The following is a 24,743-nucleotide window of genomic DNA, read 5'->3' as shown; positions in this document are numbered from 1 at the left end:
AGAGCATGAACTACGATTACATCATCGTCGGCGCGGGTTCGGCGGGCTGCATTCTCGCTAATCGCCTGTCGGCGTCGGGCCAATATTCGGTGCTGCTGCTGGAAGCGGGCGGCAAGGACAGCTCGTTCTGGTTCAAGATTCCGGTGGGTTTCACCAAGACGTATTACAACGAAACCTACAACTGGATGTACTACAGCGAGCCCGAAAAGGAACTCGACAACCGGCCGATCTATTGTCCGCGCGGCAAGGTGCAGGGCGGCTCGGGTTCGATCAACGCGATGATCTATGTGCGCGGCCAGCCGCATGATTTCGACGATTGGGCCGCGGCGGGCAACCCAGGTTGGGCGTTTCGCGACGTGCTGCCGTATTTTCGCAAGCTCGAATCGCATCCGCTCGGCAACACGGACTATCACGGCGCGGACGGCCCGATCCGTATTTCGCCGATGAAAGACGACGTGCACCCGATTTGCCACGTGTTCCTCAAAGGATGCGACCAGGCCGGTTATCAGCGCAGCGACGACTTCAATGGCGCGAACTTCGAAGGCGCGGGCATTTACGACGTGAATACGCGTAACGGTCAGCGTTCGTCGAGCAGTTTCGAGTATCTGCATCCGGTGCTGTCGCGCAAGAACCTGACGGTCGAGCGCGAGGTGCTCGTGAGCCGCGTGCTATTCGACGGCAATCAGCGCGCGATCGGCGTGAGCGTCACGCAGAACGGCGCGGCGCGGCAATTCACGGCGAACCGTGAAGTGATTCTGTCGGCGGGCGCGGTCGATTCGCCGAAGCTGCTGCAACTCTCGGGCGTGGGCGACAGCGCGTTGCTCGCGCAGCATCGCATCGCGATGGTCAAGGAACTGCCCGCCGTGGGTCAGAACCTGCAGGATCATCTGTGCGTGAGCTTCTACTACCGCGCGAATATGAAGACGCTGAACGACGAGATGCGGCCGCTGCTCGGCAAGCTGAAGCTCGGCTTGCAGTATCTGCTGACGCGTAAGGGGCCGCTTGCGATGAGCGTGAACCAGTCGGGCGGCTTCTTCAAAGGCAACGAGCACGAGACGCAGCCGAATCTGCAGCTCTATTTCAATCCGTTGTCGTATCGCATTCCGAAGAGCAGCAAGGCGAGTCTCGAACCGGAACCGTATTCGGGTTTCCTGCTGGCCTTCAATCCGTGCCGTCCGACCAGCCGTGGTTCGATTGAGATCGCGTCGAACCGCGCTGAAGACGCCGCGAAGATTCGCATCAACGCACTGACCACGGAGAAGGATATCGACGAGGTGATCCAGGGCTGCGAGCTGGTTCGTCAGGTGATGGCGGCGCCGGCACTGAAGGCGATCACGGTCGAGGAAATCTCGCCGGGGCCGCAGGTGAATACCCGCGAAGGCTTCCTGCAGTACTTCCGCGAGCAGTCGGGTTCGATCTATCACCTGTGCGGTTCTTGCGCGATGGGCGACGATCCGCGCACCTCGGTGGTCGATGCGCGTTTGCGTGTGCATGGCATGGCCGGCTTGCGGGTGGTGGATGCGTCGATCTTTCCGAATATCACGTCCGGCAATATCAATGCGCCGACCATGATGGTCGCGGAAAAGGGCGCCGAGATGATTCTCGAAGATGCCGCGCGCGAAGCCGCGCATCAACCGAAGGCAGCGGAGTTGGCCGCGGCGGCTTGATCGTTGATGGTTTGAGTTCTTCAATGCAATAAAAAACCGCGCCGATACGCGTGTATCGGCGCGGTTTTTCTATGTCCGCTCGCGCGGCACTATCGAGCGGATCAAAGCGTGTCGCCCAGCGGCGCCGACTCCGACGAATCGAGCGTCATGCCGCTCAGCCAGATTTCCTGTTGCAGCCAGTCGCGAAACAGCGCCACGTGGGGCAGATCGTCTTGTCCCTCGCGCGTGACGAACCAGTAGGACTGGTGGCCATCCACATGCACGTTCAGCACGGGGACGAGCAGGCCTTCCGCGAGTTCGCGGCCAATCATGTGACGATCGGCGATCGTTACGCCGAGCCCGTCGATCGCTGCGCGAATCGCGTGGTCGAGCAGATCGAATTCATAGCCACCGCTGGTGTCGACGTTGTCGATGCCCGCCGCCTTCAGCCAATGCTGCCACGTGAGGTAGCGCTGATCGGCGCTGGCGAGCACATGCAGCAGGGTGAACTGATTCAGGTCGAGCGCCGCGCGGCCCGCCTGACGCGCGAGCAAACCTGGTGCACAGACGGCGATGTGCCGCTCGTTCATCAGCAGACGATTGTCGAAACCTTCCCATTCGCCGTTGCCGAAGCGGATTGCGCAGTCGAGCACGCCGGACTCCGCGAGGTTGTCGTCGACGCGGGTCGACAGGCTGAGTTCGAGATGCGGATAGGCGTCGCGCAGGCGACCCAGGCGCGGCATCAGCCAGCGGCTCGTGAAAGTGGGTGGGGCATTGATGCGCAGACGGTTGCGGTGGGTTTTATCCTGCAGGCTGCGCACCGTGAGTTCGATGCGGTCGAACGAGTGTTGCAGGGCTTGCAGCAAGATACGGCCGGCGGCGGAGAGTTCCAGATGGTGATGGTGACGTTGCAATAACGTCTCGCCCAGTTGCGTCTCCAGTTGCCGGACCTGCCGGCTGACTGCGCTTTGCGTTACGTTGAGCAATTCCGCGGCGCGGGTGAAGCTGCCCGTCCGGCCGGCGACTTCGAAGGCTTTGAGCGCGTTGAGCGCGGGCATTTTGCGTTTCAAGGTATTCGACCGGGGACGTGACGCGCGACGGCGCGGTGCCCCGGTATTTTAGCTGCTTACCTGCATCGCACTTCGGTTGGCGCGAAGAAAGCGTTGCGCAGGCGACGCACCGTCAATAGGCGATACAGACGGACTTGCTCTCCGTATAGGAATCGATGATCGCCTTGCCATGCTCACGGCCGATGCCGGATGCCTTGAACCCGCCGAACGGCATGGCGGGATCGACCATATTGTGCGTGTTGACCCACACGGTGCCGGCCTCGATGCCATCAACGAGGCGCAGCGCCTTGTCGAGCTGATTGGTCCACACGCTCGCGCCGAGCCCGTACTCGGACGCGTTCGCGGCGGCGAGCACTTCGTCGAGATCGTCGTAGGGCATGGCGACCAGCACGGGGCCGAACACTTCTTCCTTCATGACGGTGAGCGGTTTGCTCGCGCGATTGGCGATCACCGTCGGGCGGACAAAGTAGCCATTGCCGACCACCCGCGCATCGCGCGAGAGGATTTCGCCGCCTTCCTCGTGGCCTTGCGCGATCATGCCGACCACCTTGTCGCGATGACGCGCGGAAACCATCGGTCCCATCTGCGTCGCGGCGTCGAAGCCCGAACCTAGCGCGATGCCGTCGGCCACTGCGGCGATACCTTGCACGACCTCGTCGTAAATCGAGCGGGCAACATACAGACGCGAACCCGCCGTACACACCTGGCCGTGGTTGAAGAAGATCGCACCGGCGGCGCCTTCGATCGCTTTGCGCGGATCGCAGTCGTCGAGCACGATCACCGGGCTCTTGCCGCCCAACTCGAGCGATGCCCGCTTCAGATCGCCCGCGCATTGACGCCCGATGATGCGGCCCACCTCCGTCGAGCCCGTGAACGTGACCTTGTTCACCAGCGGATGCCGGACCAGCGCCGCGCCGGCGGTTTCGCCACGGCCGGTGACGACGTTGAACACGCCGGCCGGGAAACCCGCTTCATACGCGAGTTCGGCGAGGCGAATGGCCGTCAGCGGCGTTTCTTCGGCGGGTTTCAGCACCACCGTGCAGCCGCAGGCGAGCGCCGGTGCGATCTTCCAGACCGCCATCAGCAGCGGGAAATTCCACGGCACGATCGCGGCGACGACGCCGGCCGGTACGCGTTTCGTCGACCCGTTGTAGCGCGTGCCGGGCGGGAAAGGAATCGACAGATCGAACGTCGTGCCTTCGATCTTGGTGGCCCAGCCGGCCATGTAGCGCAACCATTGCACGCTGCCCGACACTTCCAGCATCTTCGAGAAGCCGATCAGCTTGCCCTGGTTCAGGGTTTCCAGTGTGGCGAGTTCGTCGGTGTGCTGTTCGACGAGGTCGGCGAGCTTCAGCAGCAGACGTTCGCGCGCGGCGGGCGGCATGTTGCGCCACGCGTCGGATTCGAAGGCGGCTTTCGAGGTTCGCACCGCGTGATCGATATCCGCGTCCGACGCGTCCGGAATCTGCGCAAGTTCTTCCGCCGTGGCCGGGTTGAACACGGGAAAGGTGTTGCCTGCTGCGCTGCGGGTCTTTTCGCCGTTGATGAACATGGTGCATGGCAGACCGGCTGCGAGGTGTTGTTCGATCATGATGGGTCGTCTCCGTGAATGTGTTGTTGCGTCAGGCGGAAGGGGTGGTCGGGTGGTAGGCCGTTGAATGGCGGTGACGTGTGCTTCTATCGCGCTGATGGCTCACCAGCGACGCGGCGCAAATCACGTTCGCTACGGCACTGAATGCGTACAGCACGACGAAACCGTCGCCGAAAAAATACGAGGTGGTCGATAGCGCAGCGCCCACCACCATGCCGACGTGATGCGCGATGCCGGGGCAGGTGGTGCTCAAGATGGCGGGCGCGCTGGACGCGTTGGCTGCATTGGACGCGTTGCCGCGCAGGTTCAGCAGTGCGGGGATCGTCAGGCAATCGAGCACCAGGAAAATCCTGGCTGCGAGCGGAGCGAGTGCGGGGCTGTCGGTCAGCGCGAGCGTGCCGACCAGCGCCGCGCGGGCCAGGTATAACGCGGTTAACGTGGCATTGCCGCGCGATCGGTCCGCGAGGTAGGCCAGTGCGCAGACGGCTGTCAGGGTGAGGGCGATCTGCCAGAACGATTGCGCCCCGCTAGCGCCGCAGAGCGCGGATAGCTGGAAGCGGGCGAGGCTGCCGCTCGACAGGCCGGCAAACAAGGCGAGCGAGGCAAGGCGCGCCGTGGTTTGACGGCCGGTGTTGACTGCCCCGTCCGTGTTCAGCGATGCGATGCGTGAGGTCGAGGCGGTGGTCCGGTATGCGTTGGTCACGCCGCCTGCGTCGCCGTGATGCGGCTCGGCATCGGCACCCACGGCGGCAAGACGCAACCGATAGACACACGCTCCCGCACCCACCATCAGCACGAGGGTCGCAACCAGCGTACCGTGCGCCAATCCGCGCAGATACGGCGGCACCGCGCTCATTGCGGTCATCGTCACGATCAGTGTCGCCGCCGTCGCCAGCGCGTTGTGCGTACCTGCTGGACGTGCCATCAGCAAAGGCACGCCGATCATCGTCGCGAGCGTCAACGCGCTCAGCCAGAGTGCGCTGGTGGGTTGACCGAAGCCGGCTAGCACCACCAGCGTCGCGGCGCCGCCTGCGAGCAGTGCACACGCCAGGCCTGTGGTGCTCGCGCGGCGCACGTGCATCGCCGAATCAGTGCTTGCAGCAGCCATGATCCATGGACTTGCCGTCTTCGACGCTGTTCTGATCCCGCTCGGCCGGCAAGTCCATCGTCGGGTTGGCCGTGAAGAAGTTGTTCGGCTTCAACATGAAACCCGCGTACTCCACCGGCATGACCGGGAAGTCTTCCGGTTTGCACACATGCGTGTGGCCGAAGCTATGCCACAACACGAGGTCTTCATTCTCGATGTTGCGGTTCGCCTCGATATAGCGCGGCAGGCCGTCGCCGCCCGCATGCTGGTTCGGATAGTCGCCGCTCGCGTAGCGCTCGGCCGGATCGAACGGCGTGACCCACACATGACGCGTCGCGAAGCCGCCGCGCTGCCGGACTTTCGAGCGCTCGTCGGCGAGCATCAGCGGCGAGTCGTTGACGATCAGCTTGTAGCCCGGATGCGCGCCGACCGCGTTTTTCACGTTCGGGTTGGTGACCTTCCAGTAGCGGCCGGTGCTACCGTTCGCGACGCGCGCGCCTTCGCTCTCGGTGCGGAACACGCGCTTCGTCGTGTCGAAGACGTTGCCGTACGGATTCGTTTCGCCCATTGGACGCGGCACGAATTCATGTTCGGTGACGGTGTTGCGTTCGCCGTCCACCATCATGTGCAGGCGGGCGTTGAAGAAGTGCTGATGGGTCGGGCCACCGAGGTTTTCGGTGATCATGCCGCCCCACGGATAGCTGTCGCCGTCGGCCACCGCCGAAGTCTGCACGATGCCGGTCAGCTTGCATTCGAGCTGAATCGTGCCGTCCTGATACAGGTACCAGTAGAAGCCGTAATCGTAGTTGCCGACCGTGGCGAAGAACGAAATCACCAGACGTCGCGAGCGGCGCATTTCGAACACGCCGGTGCGGAATTCATAGTGCTTCCACAGCGTGCCGTAGTCTTCCTCGTGCATGCAGACGGCGTTCTTCATCACGAACGCGTTGCCGAAATCGTCGGCGGAGGGAATGTCGAAATAGCGGATCGTGCCCAGACAATCGCAACCGAGTTCGAGCTGGTTCGCGAGTTTGCCGAGACCGTATTCACCGGCGTCGAACGCGCTTTTCCAGTAGTGGTTGGTGCTCGGGTCGGCATACGGCACGCACATTTCCGTGACGCTCGCGCGGTAGATGATCGGTCGCGCGTTCTTGCCGTCGTCCCACGACAGTTGATGCAGCACCAGCCCTTCGCGCGGCGTGAAGCCGACGCGAAAATTCCAGTTCTGCCAGTTGACTTGCCAGCCGTCGATCGTGAAGCTCGGGCCGTCGGGCTGGCTGATCGATAGCGGTTTGAGCGTGCCGCGCGGTTCGCCGAGGCTCGGCGTGTCGTAGTTGTGTTTGGCGCGCGGAATCGGAATGATGCGGCCGTCGTCCACCAGTTCGATCACTTTCCTGTCCAGCAGATCGACCACCGCGACCACGCCTTCGATCGGATGCGCGTAGCCATTGTCGGTCAGCGTCTCTCGGTAGTAACTCACGCAACGCACCAGGCGCCGGCCATTTTCATTCTCGCGATCGAAGCAGCCCGCCGAAAACGGATCCACCTGCACGCGCTCCAGATCGCGCTCGCTCAAGCCGCGTTTCATCACCGCGACGCGCCATGCGGCGTCGCTTTTGACGATCTGCTCGGCGTTCATGAAGTCGTCGATCATGACCGGCGGCTGACCGTAGGGCGCCTGATCGAACGGCAGCACCTTACGTGAGGCGATGTTCTTTTCTCTCAGGTCCACATTGAATTCGATCGTTCGGCCGTTCGATCGGTCAATGGCCAGCACGAACGCCGCGCGCGAAAAATACGCGCCGGCTTTGAAGGCGACGACTTCGGACTTCGGCGGCTCGCGCAATTCGACCATCGGAAAGCGTGCGTGCGCATCGAGTTGTTCGGCCGCTTTCACGAGATCGCAGGCGAGCTGCATTTCCTCGCCGCTCAGCGGATCGAGCGGATGAACGGGGGCGTGAGCGGCTTTCGAGGCATGCGTGTTCATAGAATTCCCGTAAGGAGTTGCTGGACCGCACAGCGCGCTCGCGAGCTTCGGTGACGCGCGGCAAACGCTGAGTCGATGGCAAATCGTAGGAACCCAATATTATTTTCGCGCTTGCTTATCGCGCCAAATGAACGATAAAGTGCGCCAAGGAAATCAGGCGGCCAGACCTTCAGCGAAGACTGGATTGGAGACAGTAAGCATGAAAAAAGTCACGCTCAACGACAGTTTCCCGATGATCCGCGCGGCGGTCATGGGACCGGTCGTACGCGCGCTCGACGCATCGGGCGCCGATTGCGACGCACTGCTGGAGGCGTTTGGCATGAGCCGTCGCCTGCTGTCGAATCCGTATGAAATTCTGCCGCTCACACGCTATGTCGCAGCGTTCGAACGCGCCGCGGAAGTGCTCGGCGAAGCCACCCTCGGCCTGCGTCTGGGCAGCGAGTTGCAATTAACGGAACTCGGGCCCGCTGGGCTCGTGTTTTTGTCGTCACCCACGCTGAACGCGGCGCTGCGCAAGTTCACGCTTGCGCTCGCGTCATGGCAGAACACGACCTCCTGCGAATTGCTGCGCGACGGCGAATGGCCCATGTGGACTTACCAGGTGGCCAGTCCGCAAATCTGGCCGCGTCGTCAGGACGCCGAGTACAGCATTTCGATCATGTGCCACATGATCCGGCTCGTGCGCGGCGCCGCGTGGAATCCGGCCGAGGTGCATTTCGAGCACGCTGCGCCCGCGGACATCAAACCGTATGCCCGCATTTTTCGTGTGCCGGTGCGGTTTCAACAGCCTTTCAATAGCGTGATTCTGCGGCCGCAGGATCTCGACGCATCGCTGAAAAGCGCCGATACGCAAATGGCGCGGATGATGGAGCGCCACGCCACCGATCTGATCGCGCGCGATGCGATGCCGCACAGCGTCGTCGACCAGGTGCGCGATCTGGTGACCCGTCGGCTCGCGCATGAAAAGCTGGTGGTGGCCGACATCGCCAAAGACCTCGGCCTTTCACACCGTTCGCTGCAACGGCACCTCGCGCAGGAGGGCACGTCGGTGCGGCAGATTTTGCGTGAAGCGCGGCAGCGCAGCGTTGAAGGTCTGCTAGAACGCGACGACCTGACCAACGCGGCGATCGCTCGCGCGGTCGGCTATGCGGATGCCACCGTGTTGTGGCGCGCCACGCGTAACTGGAAGAAACCCTGATACGTCCTTCACTTTCATTCTGAAAGCTAACGGGGCGGCGGCGCTGTCTCACACACAAATACTTCCCGTTCCTAAGCATCGAGTCCAGAGCGTCGAGCGAATCGCTTGTGCGCGCATTGGCGCAAATTATCGAAAATTTGGCGCGGTTCGCGAAGTCGCTTTATTTTTTAGCTGCCTACCATGCGCTCACACCGAAACATCGAACGTCGGTCAACCGAGCGCCTGAACCAGCCGTGCCGGGGTTGAGGCGAGTTCCAGACTAGCCAACACAAGCAGAGGCAGCGATGAACGAACCTTATTCTCCGACCCGTGTGGTCGATACGGAGAATCCTGTGGAATTGAAGGGCAACACGCTGGGTTTGTGGCAGATCGTGTTTCTTGTGATCTCCGCGGCCGCGCCGTTGACCGGCATGCTCGGTGCGGTGCCGCCCGCCATCAGTCTCGGCAACGGCGCGGGCATTCCGGGCGCGTTCCTGATTGCCGGCGTGGTGTTACTGATCTTCAGCGTGGGATTTGCGTCGATGAGCCGGCACGTGGTGCGCGCCGGCGCGTTCTACGCGTATATCACCGCCGGACTCGGCCGACCGTTGGGCATGGCGGGTGCGCTCGTCGCGCTGATGTCGTACACGTTTATCCAGATCGCGCTCTATGGTCTATTCGGCTTCTTCTGCACGGTGATTCTTTCGCCGCTACTGCATACGGCGTTGCCCTGGTACGGTTATTCGTTGCTCTGTGTCGCGGTGGTGCAGTTCACCGGCATTCGCGGGATCGATCTGAACAGCCGCCTGGTCGGCGTGCTGATGTGTCTCGAACTCGGCATTCTGTTGCTGCTTGCCGTGGCGATCGTCGTACACGGTGGTGGACCGGACGGTCTGACGCTCGCGCCGTTCACGCCGCGCCACGTGTTCAGCGGACATCTCGGCATTGCGGTGATGTTCGCGTTTGCATCGTTCATCGGTTTCGAGGCCACCGCGATCTACGGCAAGGAATGCCGCGATCCGAAGGTCACCGTGCCGCGCGCGACGTATGTGTCGGTGACGCTGATTCTCGCGTTCTTTGCGTTCGTCACGTGGACGATTGTTTGTGCGTACGGTTTGAACGACGTCGTTGCCGTCGCAACCAAACAGCCCGGCGATTTCTGGTTTATTCAGTCCGGTAAATATCTGGGCGGCGCGGTGACGACGGTGATGAGCTTTCTATTACTCAGCAGTATTTTCGCGAGCCTGCTGTCGTTCCATAACACGCTGGTGCGGTACATCCATGCATTGAGTCTGGAAGGCATCCTGCCGCAAGTGCTCAATCGCGTGCATGCGAAATACCGTTCGCCGTATGTGGCGAGTTATCTGCAGACGCTGTCCGTGTGCGTGTTGCTCGGACTTTTTATCGCCGCGGGTAGCGACCCGTTCAACATTGTGTTCAGTTGGTGTTCGGCGCTTGGCACGATCGGTATCGTGATGCTGCAGGCCGTGACGAGTTTTTCGGTGATTGCTTATTTTCGCAAGACCCGCAAGGACACGCGGTTGTGGCATGCGCTGATTGCGCCGTTGGTAGGCGGCCTTGGACTGCTGTCTATCGGCGTGATTCTGGCGCGCAACCTCGATGCGCTCAGCGGCTCCGACAGCCCGGTCGTCAAAGCTTTTCCGTGGATCGTATTGGCGGTCGCGCTGGCCGGCGTCGCGATCGGTCTGATCCTGCGCCAGAAGCGCCCGGATATCTACGCCCGCTTCGGCCAGTGATCGAAGCACGCGCACAACAATAAACCTCACTTCCCGAGAAAATCATGGCAGACACTTTCGTCAAGCGCTCGGCGCTTGCGCTGGCCGCGTGCGGCCTCGCGATGGGCGCGCATGCGCAATCTTCGGTCACGCTGTATGGCACGGTCGACGCCGGCATCGTCTACACCAACAATCAGCAGACGACGCTCGCCGACGGCAGCACCCACGGCCACGCGAACTATCAACTGGCGGGCGGCAACCTGGTGCCGTCGCGCTGGGGGCTGATGGGCACCGAGGATATTGGCGGTGGCACGACCGTTAACTTTGCGTTGGAGAATAGCTTTCTGATTGGCAGCGGGGCGCTGCTGCAGCCGAACACGCTGTTCAATCGTAATGCGTGGGTCGGCGTGAATAACAGCACTTATGGCGCGCTGACGTTAGGTCGTCAATACGATCCGTTCTCCGACTACATGGGCGCGTATGCGTCGAGCAATAACTGGGCGACGTTGTACGGCTCGCATTTCGGCGATGTCGACAACCTGAACGAGGCGTTCAATTTCAACAATTCGATCAAGTACATCAGCCCGAGTTTGGGTGGATTGACGGTGGGCGGATTGTTCAGTCTGGGCGGTGTGGCGGGGAATTTTTCGCAGAATAAAGGGTGGGCGCTGGCGGCGAATTACGCGCGCGGGCCGTTGTCGTTGAGTGCGGGGTATCTGGAGTTGAACCAGCCTTTGCAGGCGGCTTTAGGTGGGACTAGCGGGTATATCGGCGACTTTAGTTGCGCGAATGCGGATGCGCAGTACTGTCAGTTGCAGAATGCCAGCAAGGTGAGGATTTTTGGGGCGGGGGGCTCGTATGGGTTCGGCAAGGCGACTGTGGCGGTGAGTTATACGCATACGCGGTTGTCGCAGAGTCAGTACTTTGCGAGTGCTTCTGCGCCGGGTGGCGCGGATGTTTCTTTTGATATCGCTGAGGTGAATGGGACCTATATGCTGGCGCCGGATTTGCAGCTTGGGTTAGCTTATGTTTTTAACGATGCCAAGCCTTCGGGGAGTGCTTCTACCAGGGTGCATCAGGTTAATCTTGGGGCGGTTTATAGTTTGTCCAAGCGGACCGCTGTTTATGCCGTCGCGATCGGGCAGAAGTCTTCTGGGGCCGGGCTTGGGATTGCGCCCTCCGGGCAGAGTCTGAATGTGGCGCAGATTCCTAATCTGGGGAATTCTGGGGATGATCGGCAGGTGGCTGTGGTTTTGGGCGTGCGGCATAATTTTTGAATTGGCCTGGCTCTTCCGGCGGCGCTGCGCGCGCCACCGGCGCGCTTATAAACCGATGGCTTTTTAGCGGCTCGCTCGCGTTGCGATGGTAGCGGCACATCCGGAATCCAGGCAAAGAACCGCATATCCCTAATCCGCCACCCGCCGATCGGCCAGCGCACTCTGACAATCCCCAAAAACCTGGCGCACCAGCCTGGCCTGAGGATCCAACTCATCCGTACCGAGAATTTCCTCGACCGCATCGCGAGCCCAATCCGCCTCGACAAACCCGGTATGCCGCCTGGCAATCTCAACAGCGGTAGCGGACAACCTGGCGATACTCAACCAATCCGCCTCCCGCGACCGCCGGTCGAGCCACTTATGCGCGGCCTGCACATGAAACGCCGCGTCGGGCCATTCCTCATTCAGGTAATAGGCGCCAAGACTTCCGCATGTGAGCCAGCACAACAGCTCCAGACGGTCACGTGGACTCAGATGGTGGCGTACATCACTCATGGCGACGCTCGCTGCGGTAATGGGCATATCAGTGAGAACGGCAACCACCGTCCTCCGCTTTCACTGAACAATATCACGCAGAATTCGCGAGCGGCAAAGTCTGACGTACCCTGGCGCACCTTTCCCATCAGCGCGTCGTGCCGTGCGCGCCCAACCGCACGGAACCGACCGCCGGCGCGCGGTTTCGCCGCGCCGGCGAGCAGCGCGTTGGCTCACAAATCTAGCGCGTAGCGACGACAAAAAGTCGCGGAAAGGGCAGCAACACCGTGCCGTCGTCCAATGCCGGATACGCCCGCGCAATCTCGTCCCGATAGCGCTGCAGAAAAGCCGGTTCTTCGACGTCGTCGAGTTTGGCCAGAAACGGCCGCAGCGCGCTGCCCTTGAACCACTCGACCACCGCGTCCGCGCCGCCCGTCAGCGGATGATGGTAGACGGTGCGCCACACGTCGACCCGCGCGCACAACGGCTTGAGCAGCGAGTAATACCAGGCCGCGCCATGCCGCATGGTGCGTTCGACACCCGCCAGCTTCGGCGCCCACGGCCCATCGAGCGCGATTTCGCGCAGCAGGCGGTGCGCCGGTTCGTCGAGATTGTCCGGCATCTGCACCGCGAGGCTGCCGCCGGCCGCGAGTTTCGTCACCAGCGACGGGAACAGCCGCTCGTGGTCGGGCACCCATTGCAGCACGGCATTGGCAAGAATCAGATCGTACGGTCCCGGCGCATCCCACGTGGAAATGTCGACCACGTCGAACTGGAATTGCGGCAGGCGTTTGCGCGCCGCCGCGACCATGTCGGCGGAACTGTCCAGGCCACTGACCGCCGCGCCCGGCAGACGCGCGGCCAGCGCTTCGGTGGAATTGCCGGGCCCGCAGCCGATGTCGACCGCAACCCGGACGTCCGTGGCCGGCACCGCCGCCAGCAGATCCTTGACCGGACGCGTGCGCTCGTTTTCGAACAACACGTACTGTTTCGCATACCAATCCGTCGTCGATGTCATGTGACGCTCCTTTCTGTTCGTGGGTGGTCGTGGGTGGTCGTGGATGTTCGTCGGTGTTCGTCGGTGGTCGATAGCGGAATCCGGTCGTCGCCGGTCTCGTGTGAGGTATCTTGAACCGATCCGATGCGGCTATTCTCGGCGGCGTCGCATGCAGAGTAAAATGAATTTATCTTCCCGATTCCTTCATTTTTCTAATGAAAATCGACACGCTCGGTGTTCAGGCATTCGTCGCGATTGCCGATCGCGGCAGCTTTCAAAGCGCGGCCGATTCGCTGCATGTCACGCAAACGGCCATTACGCAGCGTCTGCGCAAGCTCGAAACGTTTCTCGGCGTCACGCTGATCGAACGGACCACGCGCTCCATGGCGCTGACGGAAATCGGCCGCAGTTTTCTGCCGCAAGCGCGGCGGCTTCTCGGTGAACTCGCCGACGCGCTAGTTGAAATCCGCGAAACGGGCGTGGCGCGTCGTGGCGATGTATCGATCGCCTGCGTGCCGACCGTCGGTGTGCAGTATTTGCCGCGCATTCTGCAAGCGTATTCCGCGCGCTATCCGCATAACCGCATCAAGATTCTCGATCACGCGTCGTCGGCGGTGGAGGCGGCGGTGCTGCGCCGGGAGGTCGAGTTCGGCATCAATATCGCGGGCGATCATCATCCGGATCTGGCGAGCGTGCCGTTGACCGAAGACCGTTACGTGCTGATTTGCCATCAGGATCATCCGCTCGCGAAGCGGCGGCGCCTCGCGTGGCAGCAACTGCAATCGTATCCGCTGATCTTTGCCGGCGAGGTGAGCGGCAACCGCGCGTTGCTGGACGTCGCGCTGGAGACGAGCGAACTGGCCTTGCGCTCGTTTTATGAAGTGCAGCGTAGTTCGACCGCGGTGGGGCTGGTCGCGCAAGGGGTGGGCGCCGCCGTGGTGCCGGCGCTGGCGTTGCAGAAGGGCGCTTATCCGACGGTTCGGACCGTCGAGCTCACGCATCCGGTCGTGTCGCGCACGCTGGTTCTCGTTGCGCGTAAAACCGCGCAGTTGTCGCCGGCGGCGCAGGCGCTGTACGACATGATTCTCGAACAGGCGACGCTGAAGGCTTGAAGGTATGAAGGCTTGCGATCAGCGGATTCGCCGCTAATCGCACTGCTCGCGCAAACAGGTCGCGGCGTGGCTTAAATCGCGTTCGATCGCCCGGCGTACACCGGCGGCGTCGCGCGTGGTCGCGGCACTCAGGAGTTCGTCGTGGGCGTCGTTGAGCGTGCCGGCAAAGTGCGCGTCGCCGAACAGCAGATTCGAAATCGGACCGACCTGCAGCCACACCGTCTCGATCAGCTCGAGCAGCAGCGGCGAGCCGGCTGCCCGGTAGAGGATCAGGTGGAATGCTTCGTTGGCGTCGAGATAGCGTTTGGGGTTCGCGGTGCGTAACGCGTCGACCATTTGCGCGTTCAGTTGCGCCAGCGTCGCCAGGTCGTGCGACGTGAGATGCGGCACGCCCAGTTCAGCGGCCTGACCTTCGAGAATCAGACGCACGCGCAGCACGTCGTCGAATTGCGCCTTGGACAGACGCGGCACCGCGACGCCGCAATTGGGTACGTTGACCAGCGCGGATTCGGCCGCGAGCCGCTGCAGCGCGGCGCGCACCGGCATTTCGCCGACGCCGAGTTCAGCCGCCACGTGACGGATCTTGATGCGCTCGCCCGGCACGAAGCGGCCGATGCTTAGCCATTGCCGCAGCGTGTCGTAGGTCTGGTCCTGCAGCGTCTGGTGAAGCGAAGTTTTCATGGAGCTGGTTGCGGGCGCCGTGGATAAGGTGCGGGAAAAGGGCGGCAGTTTAGCGTGGCGGGTCGTTGTGCGGTTTGTGTGGTTTGTGTGTTTCTTTTGCTTCTCGTGCTTCTCGTGCTTCTTGCGCTTGGTGCGCCTGGTGCGCGAGCCTCGTTGCCCGAGATCGCGCGACTTCGCACGAGGGCATATGCAGCCCGTCTCACACCAATTCGCCAAGGCAATCGTCGAACGCGCCGATCAACCGGTCCACGTCTTGCAACGACGTATCGGGACACACCAGAATCATGTTGTGAAACGGCGTAATCAACACGCCGCGATTAAGCAGGTAAAGGTGCACGATCTGCTCGAGTTCGGGGTCGAGTTGCCGTCCGGCTTCGGTGCCGTTGCGCGGCGGCTGCGGCATGAACTGGAATTCGCTGCGCGCGCCCACCCGCGTCACGCACCATGCGAGCCCGTGCCGCGCGATCACGTCCCGAAGCCCGCTCTCGATGCGCTCGGCGAGCGCGAACATGTACGCGTAGGCGGCGTCGGTCATCACCTCGGCGAGCGTGGCGCGGATCGCGCTCATGGCCAGCATGTTCGCGGTGAGCGTGGTGCCGATGCCCGAATGGCCCGGCGGCGCGTCGCGCTTGGCGCGCTGCGCGCGTTCGGCAAGCTCCGCGCTAAAGCCGTACACCGCGCACGGAAAACCGCCGCCCACCGGCTTGCCGAGCACGAACAGGTCGGGTTCGAGCCCGTGCGCTTTCGTATATCCGCCCGGTCCGCAACTGATGGTGTGCGTCTCGTCGATCGCGAGCAGCGTGCCGTAGTGCCGCATCAGCGCCTGCGCCTGGCGCCAGTAGTCCGACTCGGGCAGCACCATGCCGATGTTGGTCATGGCCGGTTCGGCGAGCACGCAGGCGACGTCGCCGTCTTTCAGCGCGTGTTCCAGCGCGGCGAGGTCGTTGAATTCGATCACCCGGGTAGCCTCAAGCAGGTCGTGCACCTGGCCGATCAGACTGTCGCGCTGCGCCGGTTTGCCGTCGACGAGGTCGACGAACACGTCGTCCACCGTGCCGTGATAGCAGCCGTTGAAAATGACGATCTGCTTGCGGCCGGTCGCCGCGCGCGCCCAGCGCAGCGCGAAGCGGTTGGCGTCGCTCGCGGTCATCGCGAACTGCCAGTAGGGCAGCCCGAAGCGCCGCGCGAGTTCTTCGCCGACCCACGCGGCGTCTTCGCCCGGCAGCATCGTGGTCAAGCCGCGCGCGGCCTGCGTGGCCAGCGCGCGCGCCACGGGCGGCGGCGAGTGGCCGAACATCGCGCCGGTGTCGCCGAGGCAGAAGTCGGCGTAGCGATGACCGTCCACGTCCGTGAACGACGCGCCGCGCGCTTCATCCACGTACAGCGAGAAGGGCGTGGACCAGTCGTTCATCCAGTGCAGCGGGACGCCGAACAGCAGATGGCGCGCCGCGCGTTCGGACAGCGCGCGCGAGGTCGGCATGGCCTCGACGAACGCGCGACGCTCGCGCTGTGCAATCGCCTGCGCCCGCGCCCAGTTGATGCCGTGACGGGTATTCAAGGGCTGACTCTCCAATGAGGGGTTCATGCGCGGCCCGCGTTCAGACGTTCAGACGAGCAGTTGCAGATGCTCGCGTTCCCACGCGGTGATGCCTTGCGAGAAGGTCTCGAATTCCTTTTCCTTCACCGAGCAATAGGCATGCACGAAACTCTCGCCCAATACATCGGCGAGTTCGGCGCATTTCATCAGCGCCTTGAGCGCGTCTTCCAGGCCGCGCGGCAATTCGTACTCGAGGTCGTACGCGCTTTCTACCATCGGCGCCGAGGCTTCCTGCTGTTCCACCATGCCGAGATAGCCGCAGGCGAGGGTAGCGGCCATGGCCAGATACGGGTTCACGTCGACGCCCGGCACGCGGTTCTCGAGCCGTCTGCCGTCGGCATCGGAGTTCGGCACGCGGATGCCGCAGGTGCGGTTGTCGTAGCCCCAGCGCACGTTGATCGGCGCAGCGGTGAAGCGCGACAGGCGCCGGTATGAATTCACGTACGGCGCGAACATCGGCATGGCTTGCGGCATGTACTTCTGCAAGCCGCCGATGTAGTTGAAGAACAGCGGACTCGCCGAGCCGTCCGGCTGCGAAAAGATATTCCGTCCGCTTTCACGATCGACGATGCTCTGATGAATATGCATTGCGCTACCCGGTTCCTGCTCCATCGGCTTGGCCATGAAGGTGGCGAAAATGCCGTGCCGGTACGCGGTTTCGCGCACTGCGCGTTTGAACAGGAACACGCGGTCGGCGAGATCGAGCGCGTCGCCGTGCGAAAAGTTGATCTCCATCTGGCCGGCGCCGACTTCATGCACCAGCGTTTCGACGCCGAGCTGCGTCATCTCGCAGAAACGCGACAGATCCTGGAAGAACGGATCGAATTCGTTGACCGCATCGATCGAAAAAGACTGGCGGCCCGCCTCGTGGCGACCCGCGCGACCGAGCGGCGGGCGCAGCGGTTCGTGCGGATTCTTGTTTTGCGCGATCAGGTAGAACTCCATCTCCGGTGCCACCACCGGCCGCCAGCCGCGTTCCTCATAAAGCTTGAGCACGCGCCGCAGGACCGCGCGCGGCGAGATGCCGATCGGCTGACCGTCGAGTCCGACGCAATCGTGAATCACCACCGCGACCTGTTCGATCGCCCACGGCACGAGCCGCACCGTGTTCGGATCGGGGATGCACACCATGTCGGGATCGCTCGGCCCCACAAAGCGCTCGAAATCCGCGAACTCGCCGTTGACGGTGATCATCAGCAGCGCGTTCGACATGTGCATCTTGCCCTGCGCGAGGAACAGGTTCTTCGGCACGATCTTGCCGCGTGCGACGCCCGTCATGTCCGGTATCACGCATTCCACTTCATGGATTCGGTGATGCTCCAGAAATTCGCGCAGGTCGTCGCGTAGGTCGCTTGGCAAGATGGACTCCAGTCGGTTGATGAAGGCGGCGCGTCGCGCTGCCCGGTCGGGATACTGCGTCTTTTTTGCATTGTGAGATTTGATCAAATCATCGCATGGATTTTGGGTTTTGGGTGGGCAGGGTTGATCAAAATGGCGCCGGGCTGGCGTTGGGTTGTGTTGAGTTGCACTGAGTTGCGCTGGCCTGGTGGGGCGCTGGCGAACTGTCCATGTTGTTGATGGCGAATCGTCGCTACGCTTTGAACCATGCTAAAAATACTCGGCAAGACTTCATCGATTAACGTCCGAAAGGTGCTGTGGACTTGCGCCGAACTCGGTTTGGCGTTCGAACAGGAGGACTGGGGCGCCGGCTTCCGCGCTACCGATGTGCCTGAATTTCTCGCGCTGAACCCCAATGCGATGGTCCCCGTGATCAAAGACGGTGACTTCGTGCTGTGGGAATCGAATTCGATCATCCGCTACCTTGCCGGCCGTTATCACGGCGAGTTGCTCTACCCAGCCGATCCCTGCGCCCGCGCGCGTTGCGACCAATGGATCGACTGGCAGGCGAGCGAGTTGAACCGCGCGTGGAGCTACGCGTTTCTGGCGCTCGTCAGGCGGTCGCCGCTCCATCAGGACCCGGGGCAGATCGAACTGTCGCGTGCGAATTGGGCGCGGCAGATGGGACTGGTGGACCAGCAACTGGCGCAAACGGGTGGGTTTATCGCGGGGCCTTCGTTTTCGCTCGCCGACATTCCGATCGCGCTGTCGATCAACCGCTGGCTGGAGACGCCGCTGCAGCATGACGACTTTCCCGCGGTCACGGCCTATATGGCGCGCCTCGCCACGCGTGACGGCTACCGCAAGTATTGCCGTAACGGCACGCCGTAAGGCGCGCAATGCGTTGAGCGTGGCGGCCGACTTTCTTTCTATCTCTTCCTCTCTTTCGAGACCTGAGCGCAGGTCCCGGTACGTTTCGTAGTAGCGGAGTGGAACTTTGCGCCGCTTACAAAAACCCAATGTAATGCTTGCGGAATCCTCTTTAGGTCGGGCATCTGCGCGGTAAGACCCGGCTCGCCTACAATGGCCGTTTTTGCGACACAGCCTGAAGGTTCAACGATGCGGGTATCGACATTGGCGCTGGCACTGCTGACAGCGTGTTTCACTCTCAACGCGAACGCCGAGATGACGGCCGCCCAATACCGGAAATGGGCTCATACGGATAACAACTCGGTCTACGCGGCCTACATTACCGGCACGATCAACGCGCTGGGTTGGGCGAACGGCGATCTGGTCGCGAAGAAACGCGCGCCGCTGTTTTGTCCGCCGACCGACCTTGCCATCGGCAACCAGAACGTCTACCCATTGCTCGACGAGTTCTTCACCAACCATCCCGGTATTTCCGACGATTTTCCGGTCGGCCTTGCGATCCTTCGTTCACTGCAGGCGGCGTTTCCCTGCTGATGTCTAAGCGCTTCGCGCGCCGGCCGTGATGTTGCTTGATATTGGTTCATCGTGGTTTCCGGTTTTCGTCGCGTTGCGGTGGTTTGCGCTCGAGACGCAGGCGTCCCGTTGGTCCGAAATACGTGCCGAAGCGCACAAGCCCGGTCTTCCTCAGATGACAGGTCATCACGTAACGCACCGTGATGCCTGGATCAGGGTCCTCGTCGAGATCGTTGTCGTCGATTTCTATGTCGATCGACCCGATTCGCGGTTCGAAAGCGAGCAGCGTGGCTTCCATCTGTTGCTTGAGAAGATGCACGGAAGCCGGCAGCGCCTTGTAGATATTCGTCAGATCGGGCAGCCCAAAACTCGGCACGTGCTTGAGTGATCCGGCTCGCGTGTTCAGAATCCGCTCGACGTTACGCATGACGCTCATGACTTCTAGCGTCGGGGCGCTGTGCGCGCTGAGCGGTTCGCCGCCGATGTGGCCAAGCAGCATGTCGTATAGGGATGGGCCGGTTGGCATGGTGTGCGTACTCAGGCGTTAGCTGAACTGAAGCGTGAATGAAAAGATCGGCGTGTGAAGCGGACGGGTGATCGGATTGTGGCTGTTGGATTGCGGCTGATTGAACCGATAACCAGTCTGACGATCGCCGCGTCACGAGCGTTCGTTCCAGGTGTCCTTGTGGATGATGTTCCCGTCCTTGTACGACCAGGTGATCGTTTCGTAGCGCAGTTCGACGTCTTCGAGATGGTTGTGTTTCTCGTACGCCGGATTCTTGATGTCGAGCATCTTCGGACTCACTGCGACCACCTTCACGTTGTCGAGCCTGGTGTTGAAGTATTCCTTTTCCTTGCCCGCGTCGTCGATTCGATACCATTTTATTTCGATCGACTTCAGCGTCTGACCGGTCGTCACAGCCTTATAGAAGTACGGCGTCGACGCGTCAGTTTCTTTCGTCAAGGTGATGGGTTTGTGCACGCGCGTGCCGGTCAGCTTGCCGGTATTCGAATCGGTCGGGATGTTCACACCGTGGTCGAACGCCACGATTTCGACACTACCTTCGCGTCCCTGCACGGTCACCGAACCTTTGATGTCGGCGCCACCATCGTCCTTGATCCACATGTATGCGGGAATTGCCATTGCGTGACTCCTTTTCTATGATTGTGAACACAGCCCGCTCGGTCCGAGCCTTCCAATCCTGAAGCAGCATGCTTCGGGCGATTCAGGCGATAAAAATATCCGGAAGCAGGTTGCTTCGGGCGCTCAAAACGATGAGCGTTGTGCGTTCAACTGCTTGTGCGTTCAAGTGCCTGTCGCGATCGATGTGTCGGGCACCAGAGTGATTTCCACGCGGCGATTTCGTGCTCGCCCCGTGTCGGTGCGGTTGTTCATGAGCGGCCGGGTTTCGCCATAGCCCTGAATGGCGAAGCGCGTGGCGGAAAGCCCCGAGGCATTGATCAACCAGTCGCGCACGGCGCTCGCGCGTGCGACCGACAACCTCTGATTGCTGTCCGGGTTGCCGACGTTGTCGGTGTAGCCTGCGACGAGAATCCGTTTGTCCGGATGCGCTTTGATCAGGTCGAGCGCAGCGACGATCGCGCGTGTGGAACCCGCTTTGAGCACCGACTTGCCACTGTCGAACAACGACATGCTGTCGAGCGTGACGACCGATGGCGGTGGAGGCGGCGCCTGATAGGACGCGATTGCATTGTCGAGCACGGGTGTCAGTTCCGCTCCCCGATACATGCCGAATGACAAACTCAGCGGTACACCTGTGCGCGCGTACCGGTCGAACTGGTCGCGCTCCGCAATGAGGGTTTGCAGCGCATCGCGGCGCGCATCGTCGTGAGTGGCCGGGATTACGGCAAACCGACCCAGTTCAGCGCCGACGCGGGTCAATATCCGCTGGTTGTGGTGCGCCGCGCTCCACATCGCGAGCGCAATCGCGACGGCGAGCAGCGCAACTGCTTGTAGCAGTGCGGTCTGGCGAGGCGAGGTCCGCGGGCGTTTGGGTAGCGCTTCAAGCAACGGCTGAGGCAGTGGCCACGGTGAACTCGACGCAGGTAGAGGGGCGGGCTGAATATGGGTTCGAACCTCCACGTCGCGCATCCACGGCGTGCCGGGGTGGTTTGCCGGTCCGCAGTCAATCCAGGCTGCGCCGTAGAGCGCCCATGGTGTGGCAGGGTGTCGCCGGTCGGCAAGTGCGCTGACCACCACGCGATGCGTCCAGTCGATTAGCGAGGCAAGCTTCGCCGCGCGTGCCGCGGGGATCGGATTGCTGCGCGCCTCGCCGTATGCCTCGCCGTATGCCTGCTGAGCTTCGATTTGAGCTTCGATTTCCGCCGCGCGGATCACGGTTTCGAAGCGCTGCGCGGCTTGAAGTCGCGTGGCTGACGATACGCCGTACCACGACGGTGCGCCGTGGCTAGCGTTGGTCGCCGTCAGACGCTGGTACGTCGCGATATAGCCGGGCAGCGGTGCGCCAAGCATGCGAGAAGCGTCGGATACGGCCTGACGCGCGAGGCTTAGTCGCTGCTTCAACGTGTCTTCTGTGGCGTGGAGCGCCGGTGCGATGGACAACACGACGCCATCGGGTGCGCGGCCGTTGCGCCATTGTTTGACGGCAACCGCTAGCGGTGGCAGATCCTGCAACCGGTCCACCCGCAGCCAGATGGCCCCTTCGCCGATATGCGCCAGACGCTCTTCGTGGCCTTCGCGATTGAACAGGTCAGCGAGCCCATCGCCCAGCACCATCACGAGTGGCATGCGTGTGCGTAGATCGAGCGCAAAGCCAGACGGGAGGCCGAGCCGTAACTCAAGCGGGAGATCGGCCGTAGTCGAGCCCAATGCGGCGATCACGCTCCGGCTCTGTGCGCGAATCCGGCCGAGTTGCCATGTGCGCGCGACAATCGCCACCAACGCAAGCAGCACCAGAATTGCCGAGAGCGAATACGTCAGCACGCGCCTGTCCGGTAGCAGCACAACGACGTCGGCTATTGCCAACATGGCCGCGAAGACGGTCATCAGGCGAAACGGATAGCCAAAGCCCGCGAGAGGGACGCGCTTCAGCACGCTTAGAGGTGCAATCGGTGCCATCACGATTTGACAGCTGGCAGTGGGGCGAGCAAATGGGCAAGTTGAACGTCGAGCGCGTGGCTCCAGACAAAGTAGACGAGCACCGCAACCACACAACCCGTTCCCGCGATCGCCCACGGCGACACATAGTGGAGCCAGTCGGTCGGCCGGACGCTGCCGTGATCTGCGATCAACCTGTGATTTACCGCAGGGCGAAGTTTCGCGATCTGCGTTTCGAGTGCGACGATTAACGCAGCACGCTTTTCTTCACCCTCACGCGTATAACGCCCCGTGAATCCGAGCCCAAGAACGGCCGAGTAGCACTCGAGCAGATCGATGTTCGGCGGCGTTTCGCGCATACGCTCAGTGAGCCGCTCGAAGACGTAGTCACCTGCGTTGTGCTTACCGAACCGCTCGACCTGCAATGGCTGCGCATCCCACTGATACTTTTGGTGCAACGGTAGATATCTGAGGATCGTTTCATCAAGCAAACCGCACTGGGCATACAACGCGTCCTCCCGCACGTCTGCGGCAATGCCGCGTTGCTCGAGGGTCGCCGCGAACACCGCCACCAATTCCAGACAGCGCTTGCGCAGGATCGGCACGGACTGGGCTATTCCGCCCTGATTGAGGGTGCTTACCTGCAGCGCGGTGTCGCGCAGCAAAGCTCGGATACTGGCGCCCGAACCGTGATGCGCCGCCGGCTGGCTCTCCACCAGAGCGACATCGCGCGAAACGTCAACGAAATAGCTCATGAACGAAGCACCGCGTAGAGCTCGATTGAGGCGTCCGGGACCGAGCTTGACAGGTAAATCTGGCATATGCGTGCGGCCAGCATCCTCGCAAAAGCGGGGTTGTTTGCGTCAAGTGCGAAGTAAAGATTGTTCAGTCGTACTGGAATGGCTGCCGGTACGCGCTGGACGGCTTTAATAGGAATGCCCGCGAGTGCGGCGTTGACAATCTCGTCGACGTCGTCGGGCGCGCCGAGCTTGCACAGTCGCAGCACCTGATCGATAAGTTCGAACGGCGGCAGCGACGCGTTCACCGACAGATAGTAGTCAGCGCCGGCCAGTAGCCGCTCGTCGAGGAACTGACCGGACCATGTCGTGGCGTTCTTGCGCGTTAGCGCGATCGGGACGACGCGCGACGGAATGATCGCGTCGAGCAGGTCGCGGATCAGCGTTTCCAGCGTCGCGAAGATTTCATTCTGACGCGCATGGTCGTACACCGGAATGTCGGTAAGCCGCGCGCCGGTCGAAAACGTAGTCAGCACGCTTGCCAACTGCGCGAGCAGGTCATAGAGCCGGATAGGTGGCTGGTTCGAATGCGTGGCAAGCAATCTCAGTTGTGGCCAGTAGCTGTGAATACTGTGCAAAAGCCAGAACAGGGAGACGTCTGCGACGCCATATTCAACCACCTGTTCCATACGTTCTCTTTTGCGCGCGCCGAGTGCCTCGCTCTTCGCGAGCAGGATGTCAGCCAGTCGCGTCATTCGCTCCAGATGCAGCGGGTGGGCCGCCAATGTCAGGCACGGCGGCACGTAACGGGGGTCCAGCTGGAACTGGCCGTCGGCGCCACGCACGAGCCTTGCGATTGCACACAGTGTGTCGTCCGCGTGTGATTCAAAGTCGAAGAGCAGTCGCACGGCATGGCGTTCGACAGCTATTTCCGCTTCTGTTGTGCCGTTCAGATCCGCGACGCGAACAAACTCGCGGTATGAACGACGCGGGCGCGCAAGTGTTGTCCCGTCAAAACGGCAGTTGCTGCCGGTCGCGTTGAGCAGCGGTACGGCGGCGTACACGACGACACTCTGCAGATCGTCCGGTATACCGCGCGTCAGGTCGCGAGCGGGAGGTAACACGCCGGCTAACGTTGTATCGACTGGCGTGCCATCAGGAAAGCGAATCTTGAGCCGCGCGAGCTTGAGTCGGCCGGTGGCGAGAGCCCCTTCGTCGATTTCGACGCCGAGCGTTCCCCACGGCTCGCACACTGCGGCCGATGCGAGTTGGCGGTGCGCGAAATCCACCCAACGTTCCTGCTGCTGGAAGTGCTGCTGGGTGAGTATCAGGCCCTCGTGCCACAAGGGTTTGTCGATTCGCATGAATAGGCTCTTTGCTATTTTGCCTGTTTTTAATGACGGACGTTATATGTCGTTAGGCAGGTCGACGTACGTGATTATTTTAATTCCATGTTCTATTTGATGTGTAAATTAAATTGAAAAAAATCGTCAAGAGATTCTTAATTTATGTGCGTGATTTGAGAATTTTTATTTCTGACTTTGCGTGGTTGTTTTTGCTGGAATATGGTCGAAAACCTTGCCCGCATTGATTTGTATGCTAGGAAGGTATCTCCAAATCAAGTTGTGAAAATTTCCTTATTTTGAGAAATTATGCCAATTATCATAATTTAATTATCTGGAATAAATATGAATTGAGATGGATTGATTTGATT

General features: G+C 61.5%; 21 protein-coding genes. 7 read left to right on the top strand and 14 right to left on the bottom strand.

The window, feature by feature from the left end; genetic code table 11:
- Positions 1–5 precede the first annotated feature (5 nt).
- Positions 6–1,667 carry a GMC family oxidoreductase gene (locus tag GGD40_RS03010; protein WP_179742754.1) on the top strand — a complete coding sequence of 554 codons (1,662 nt, stop codon included), beginning with the start codon at positions 6–8 and terminating at the stop codon, positions 1,665–1,667.
- A gap of 101 nt (positions 1,668–1,768) precedes the next feature.
- Here GGD40_RS03010 and GGD40_RS03005 read toward each other — a convergent pair whose 3' ends face one another.
- The 4 genes from GGD40_RS03005 to GGD40_RS02990 form a co-directional block, all read right to left on the bottom strand.
- Positions 1,769–2,704: a LysR substrate-binding domain-containing protein gene (locus GGD40_RS03005; protein WP_179704775.1), complete on the bottom strand. Its 936-nt coding sequence runs from the start codon at positions 2,702–2,704 to the stop codon at positions 1,769–1,771.
- 124 nt (positions 2,705–2,828) lie between these two features.
- A complete protein-coding gene (gene styD / locus GGD40_RS03000) occupies positions 2,829–4,307 on the bottom strand; it encodes a phenylacetaldehyde dehydrogenase StyD (RefSeq protein ID WP_179742753.1) in 1,479 nt (492 codons plus the stop codon).
- A gap of 31 nt (positions 4,308–4,338) precedes the next feature.
- A complete protein-coding gene (locus GGD40_RS02995) occupies positions 4,339–5,415 on the bottom strand; it encodes a hypothetical protein (RefSeq protein ID WP_179742752.1) in 1,077 nt (358 codons plus the stop codon).
- Positions 5,396–7,381 (bottom strand): primary-amine oxidase, encoded by a 1,986-nt coding sequence (locus GGD40_RS02990; RefSeq protein ID WP_179742751.1) that lies wholly within the window; start codon positions 7,379–7,381, stop codon positions 5,396–5,398. The genes GGD40_RS02995 and GGD40_RS02990 overlap by 20 nt, the downstream gene beginning before the upstream one ends.
- A 199-nt stretch (positions 7,382–7,580) precedes the next feature.
- On the opposite strand from GGD40_RS02990, the gene GGD40_RS02985 reads away from it, so the two are divergent.
- The 3 genes from GGD40_RS02985 (at position 7,581) to GGD40_RS02975 (ending at position 11,571) form a co-directional block, all read left to right on the top strand.
- On the top strand, positions 7,581–8,579 hold the full coding sequence (locus GGD40_RS02985; protein ID WP_179704766.1) for an AraC family transcriptional regulator: 999 nt from the start codon (positions 7,581–7,583) through the stop codon (positions 8,577–8,579).
- Positions 8,580–8,863: 284 nt separating this feature from the next.
- The gene (locus GGD40_RS02980) at positions 8,864–10,315 is read left to right on the top strand and encodes an APC family permease (RefSeq protein ID WP_179742750.1); all 1,452 of its coding nucleotides are present in this window, start codon (positions 8,864–8,866) and stop codon (positions 10,313–10,315) included.
- 44 nt (positions 10,316–10,359) lie between these two features.
- On the top strand, positions 10,360–11,571 hold the full coding sequence (locus tag GGD40_RS02975) for a porin (protein WP_179742749.1): 1,212 nt from the start codon (positions 10,360–10,362) through the stop codon (positions 11,569–11,571).
- 129 nt (positions 11,572–11,700) lie between these two features.
- Here GGD40_RS02975 and GGD40_RS02970 read toward each other — a convergent pair whose 3' ends face one another.
- Together GGD40_RS02970 and tam are read right to left on the bottom strand one after the other, a co-directional pair.
- Positions 11,701–12,066 carry a hypothetical protein gene (locus GGD40_RS02970; RefSeq protein ID WP_179742748.1) on the bottom strand — a complete coding sequence of 122 codons (366 nt, stop codon included), beginning with the start codon at positions 12,064–12,066 and terminating at the stop codon, positions 11,701–11,703.
- A 220-nt stretch (positions 12,067–12,286) separates the two neighbouring features.
- Complete coding sequence (tam, locus tag GGD40_RS02965; RefSeq protein ID WP_179704757.1) at positions 12,287–13,063, bottom strand: trans-aconitate 2-methyltransferase; 777 nt, start codon at positions 13,061–13,063, stop codon at positions 12,287–12,289.
- 194 nt (positions 13,064–13,257) lie between these two features.
- Here tam and GGD40_RS02960 point away from each other — a divergent pair, with 194 nt between their 5' ends.
- Entirely contained in the window at positions 13,258–14,154 is an 897-nt protein-coding gene (locus tag GGD40_RS02960) for a LysR family transcriptional regulator (protein WP_179704755.1), read from the top strand.
- A 33-nt stretch (positions 14,155–14,187) separates the two neighbouring features.
- On the opposite strand, the gene GGD40_RS02955 is transcribed toward GGD40_RS02960, so the two are convergent.
- The 3 genes from GGD40_RS02955 to GGD40_RS02945 all read right to left on the bottom strand — a co-directional run bounded on the left by GGD40_RS02955 (position 14,188) and on the right by GGD40_RS02945 (position 17,791).
- Positions 14,188–14,835, bottom strand: coding sequence for a GntR family transcriptional regulator (locus GGD40_RS02955; protein ID WP_179742747.1), 648 nt, complete (start codon positions 14,833–14,835; stop codon positions 14,188–14,190).
- A 199-nt stretch (positions 14,836–15,034) separates the two neighbouring features.
- The gene (locus tag GGD40_RS02950; protein ID WP_179742746.1) at positions 15,035–16,393 is read right to left on the bottom strand and encodes an aspartate aminotransferase family protein; all 1,359 of its coding nucleotides are present in this window, start codon (positions 16,391–16,393) and stop codon (positions 15,035–15,037) included.
- Positions 16,394–16,441: 48 nt separating this feature from the next.
- A complete protein-coding gene (locus tag GGD40_RS02945; RefSeq protein WP_179742745.1) occupies positions 16,442–17,791 on the bottom strand; it encodes a glutamine synthetase family protein in 1,350 nt (449 codons plus the stop codon).
- 246 nt (positions 17,792–18,037) lie between these two features.
- On the opposite strand from GGD40_RS02945, the gene GGD40_RS02940 reads away from it, so the two are divergent.
- Together GGD40_RS02940 and GGD40_RS02935 are read left to right on the top strand one after the other, a co-directional pair.
- A complete protein-coding gene (locus GGD40_RS02940; protein ID WP_179742744.1) occupies positions 18,038–18,661 on the top strand; it encodes a glutathione S-transferase family protein in 624 nt (207 codons plus the stop codon).
- A 192-nt stretch (positions 18,662–18,853) separates the two neighbouring features.
- The gene (locus GGD40_RS02935) at positions 18,854–19,234 is read left to right on the top strand and encodes a hypothetical protein (protein WP_257030327.1); all 381 of its coding nucleotides are present in this window, start codon (positions 18,854–18,856) and stop codon (positions 19,232–19,234) included.
- 46 nt (positions 19,235–19,280) lie between these two features.
- On the opposite strand, the gene tssE is transcribed toward GGD40_RS02935, so the two are convergent.
- From tssE to tssK, 5 genes are all read right to left on the bottom strand, one after another.
- Positions 19,281–19,739 carry a type VI secretion system baseplate subunit TssE gene (gene tssE / locus GGD40_RS02930; RefSeq protein ID WP_179742743.1) on the bottom strand — a complete coding sequence of 153 codons (459 nt, stop codon included), beginning with the start codon at positions 19,737–19,739 and terminating at the stop codon, positions 19,281–19,283.
- Between the two features lie 132 nt (positions 19,740–19,871).
- Entirely contained in the window at positions 19,872–20,357 is a 486-nt protein-coding gene (locus GGD40_RS02925; RefSeq protein ID WP_179704747.1) for an Hcp family type VI secretion system effector, read from the bottom strand.
- 162 nt (positions 20,358–20,519) lie between these two features.
- Positions 20,520–21,971, bottom strand: coding sequence for an OmpA family protein (locus GGD40_RS02920; protein WP_306456589.1), 1,452 nt, complete (start codon positions 21,969–21,971; stop codon positions 20,520–20,522).
- A 341-nt stretch (positions 21,972–22,312) separates the two neighbouring features.
- Complete coding sequence (locus GGD40_RS02915) at positions 22,313–23,047, bottom strand: DotU family type IV/VI secretion system protein (protein WP_179704745.1); 735 nt, start codon at positions 23,045–23,047, stop codon at positions 22,313–22,315.
- Complete coding sequence (tssK, locus tag GGD40_RS02910) at positions 23,044–24,393, bottom strand: type VI secretion system baseplate subunit TssK (RefSeq protein ID WP_179742742.1); 1,350 nt, start codon at positions 24,391–24,393, stop codon at positions 23,044–23,046. Before tssK ends, GGD40_RS02915 begins: the two co-directional genes overlap by 4 nt.
- Positions 24,394–24,743 lie beyond the last annotated feature (350 nt).

The sequence above is a fragment of the Paraburkholderia bryophila genome, from assembly GCF_013409255.1.
In the GTDB taxonomy this organism is placed as follows: domain Bacteria; phylum Pseudomonadota; class Gammaproteobacteria; order Burkholderiales; family Burkholderiaceae; genus Paraburkholderia.
This window is presented reverse-complemented; position numbering and strand designations above follow the sequence as displayed.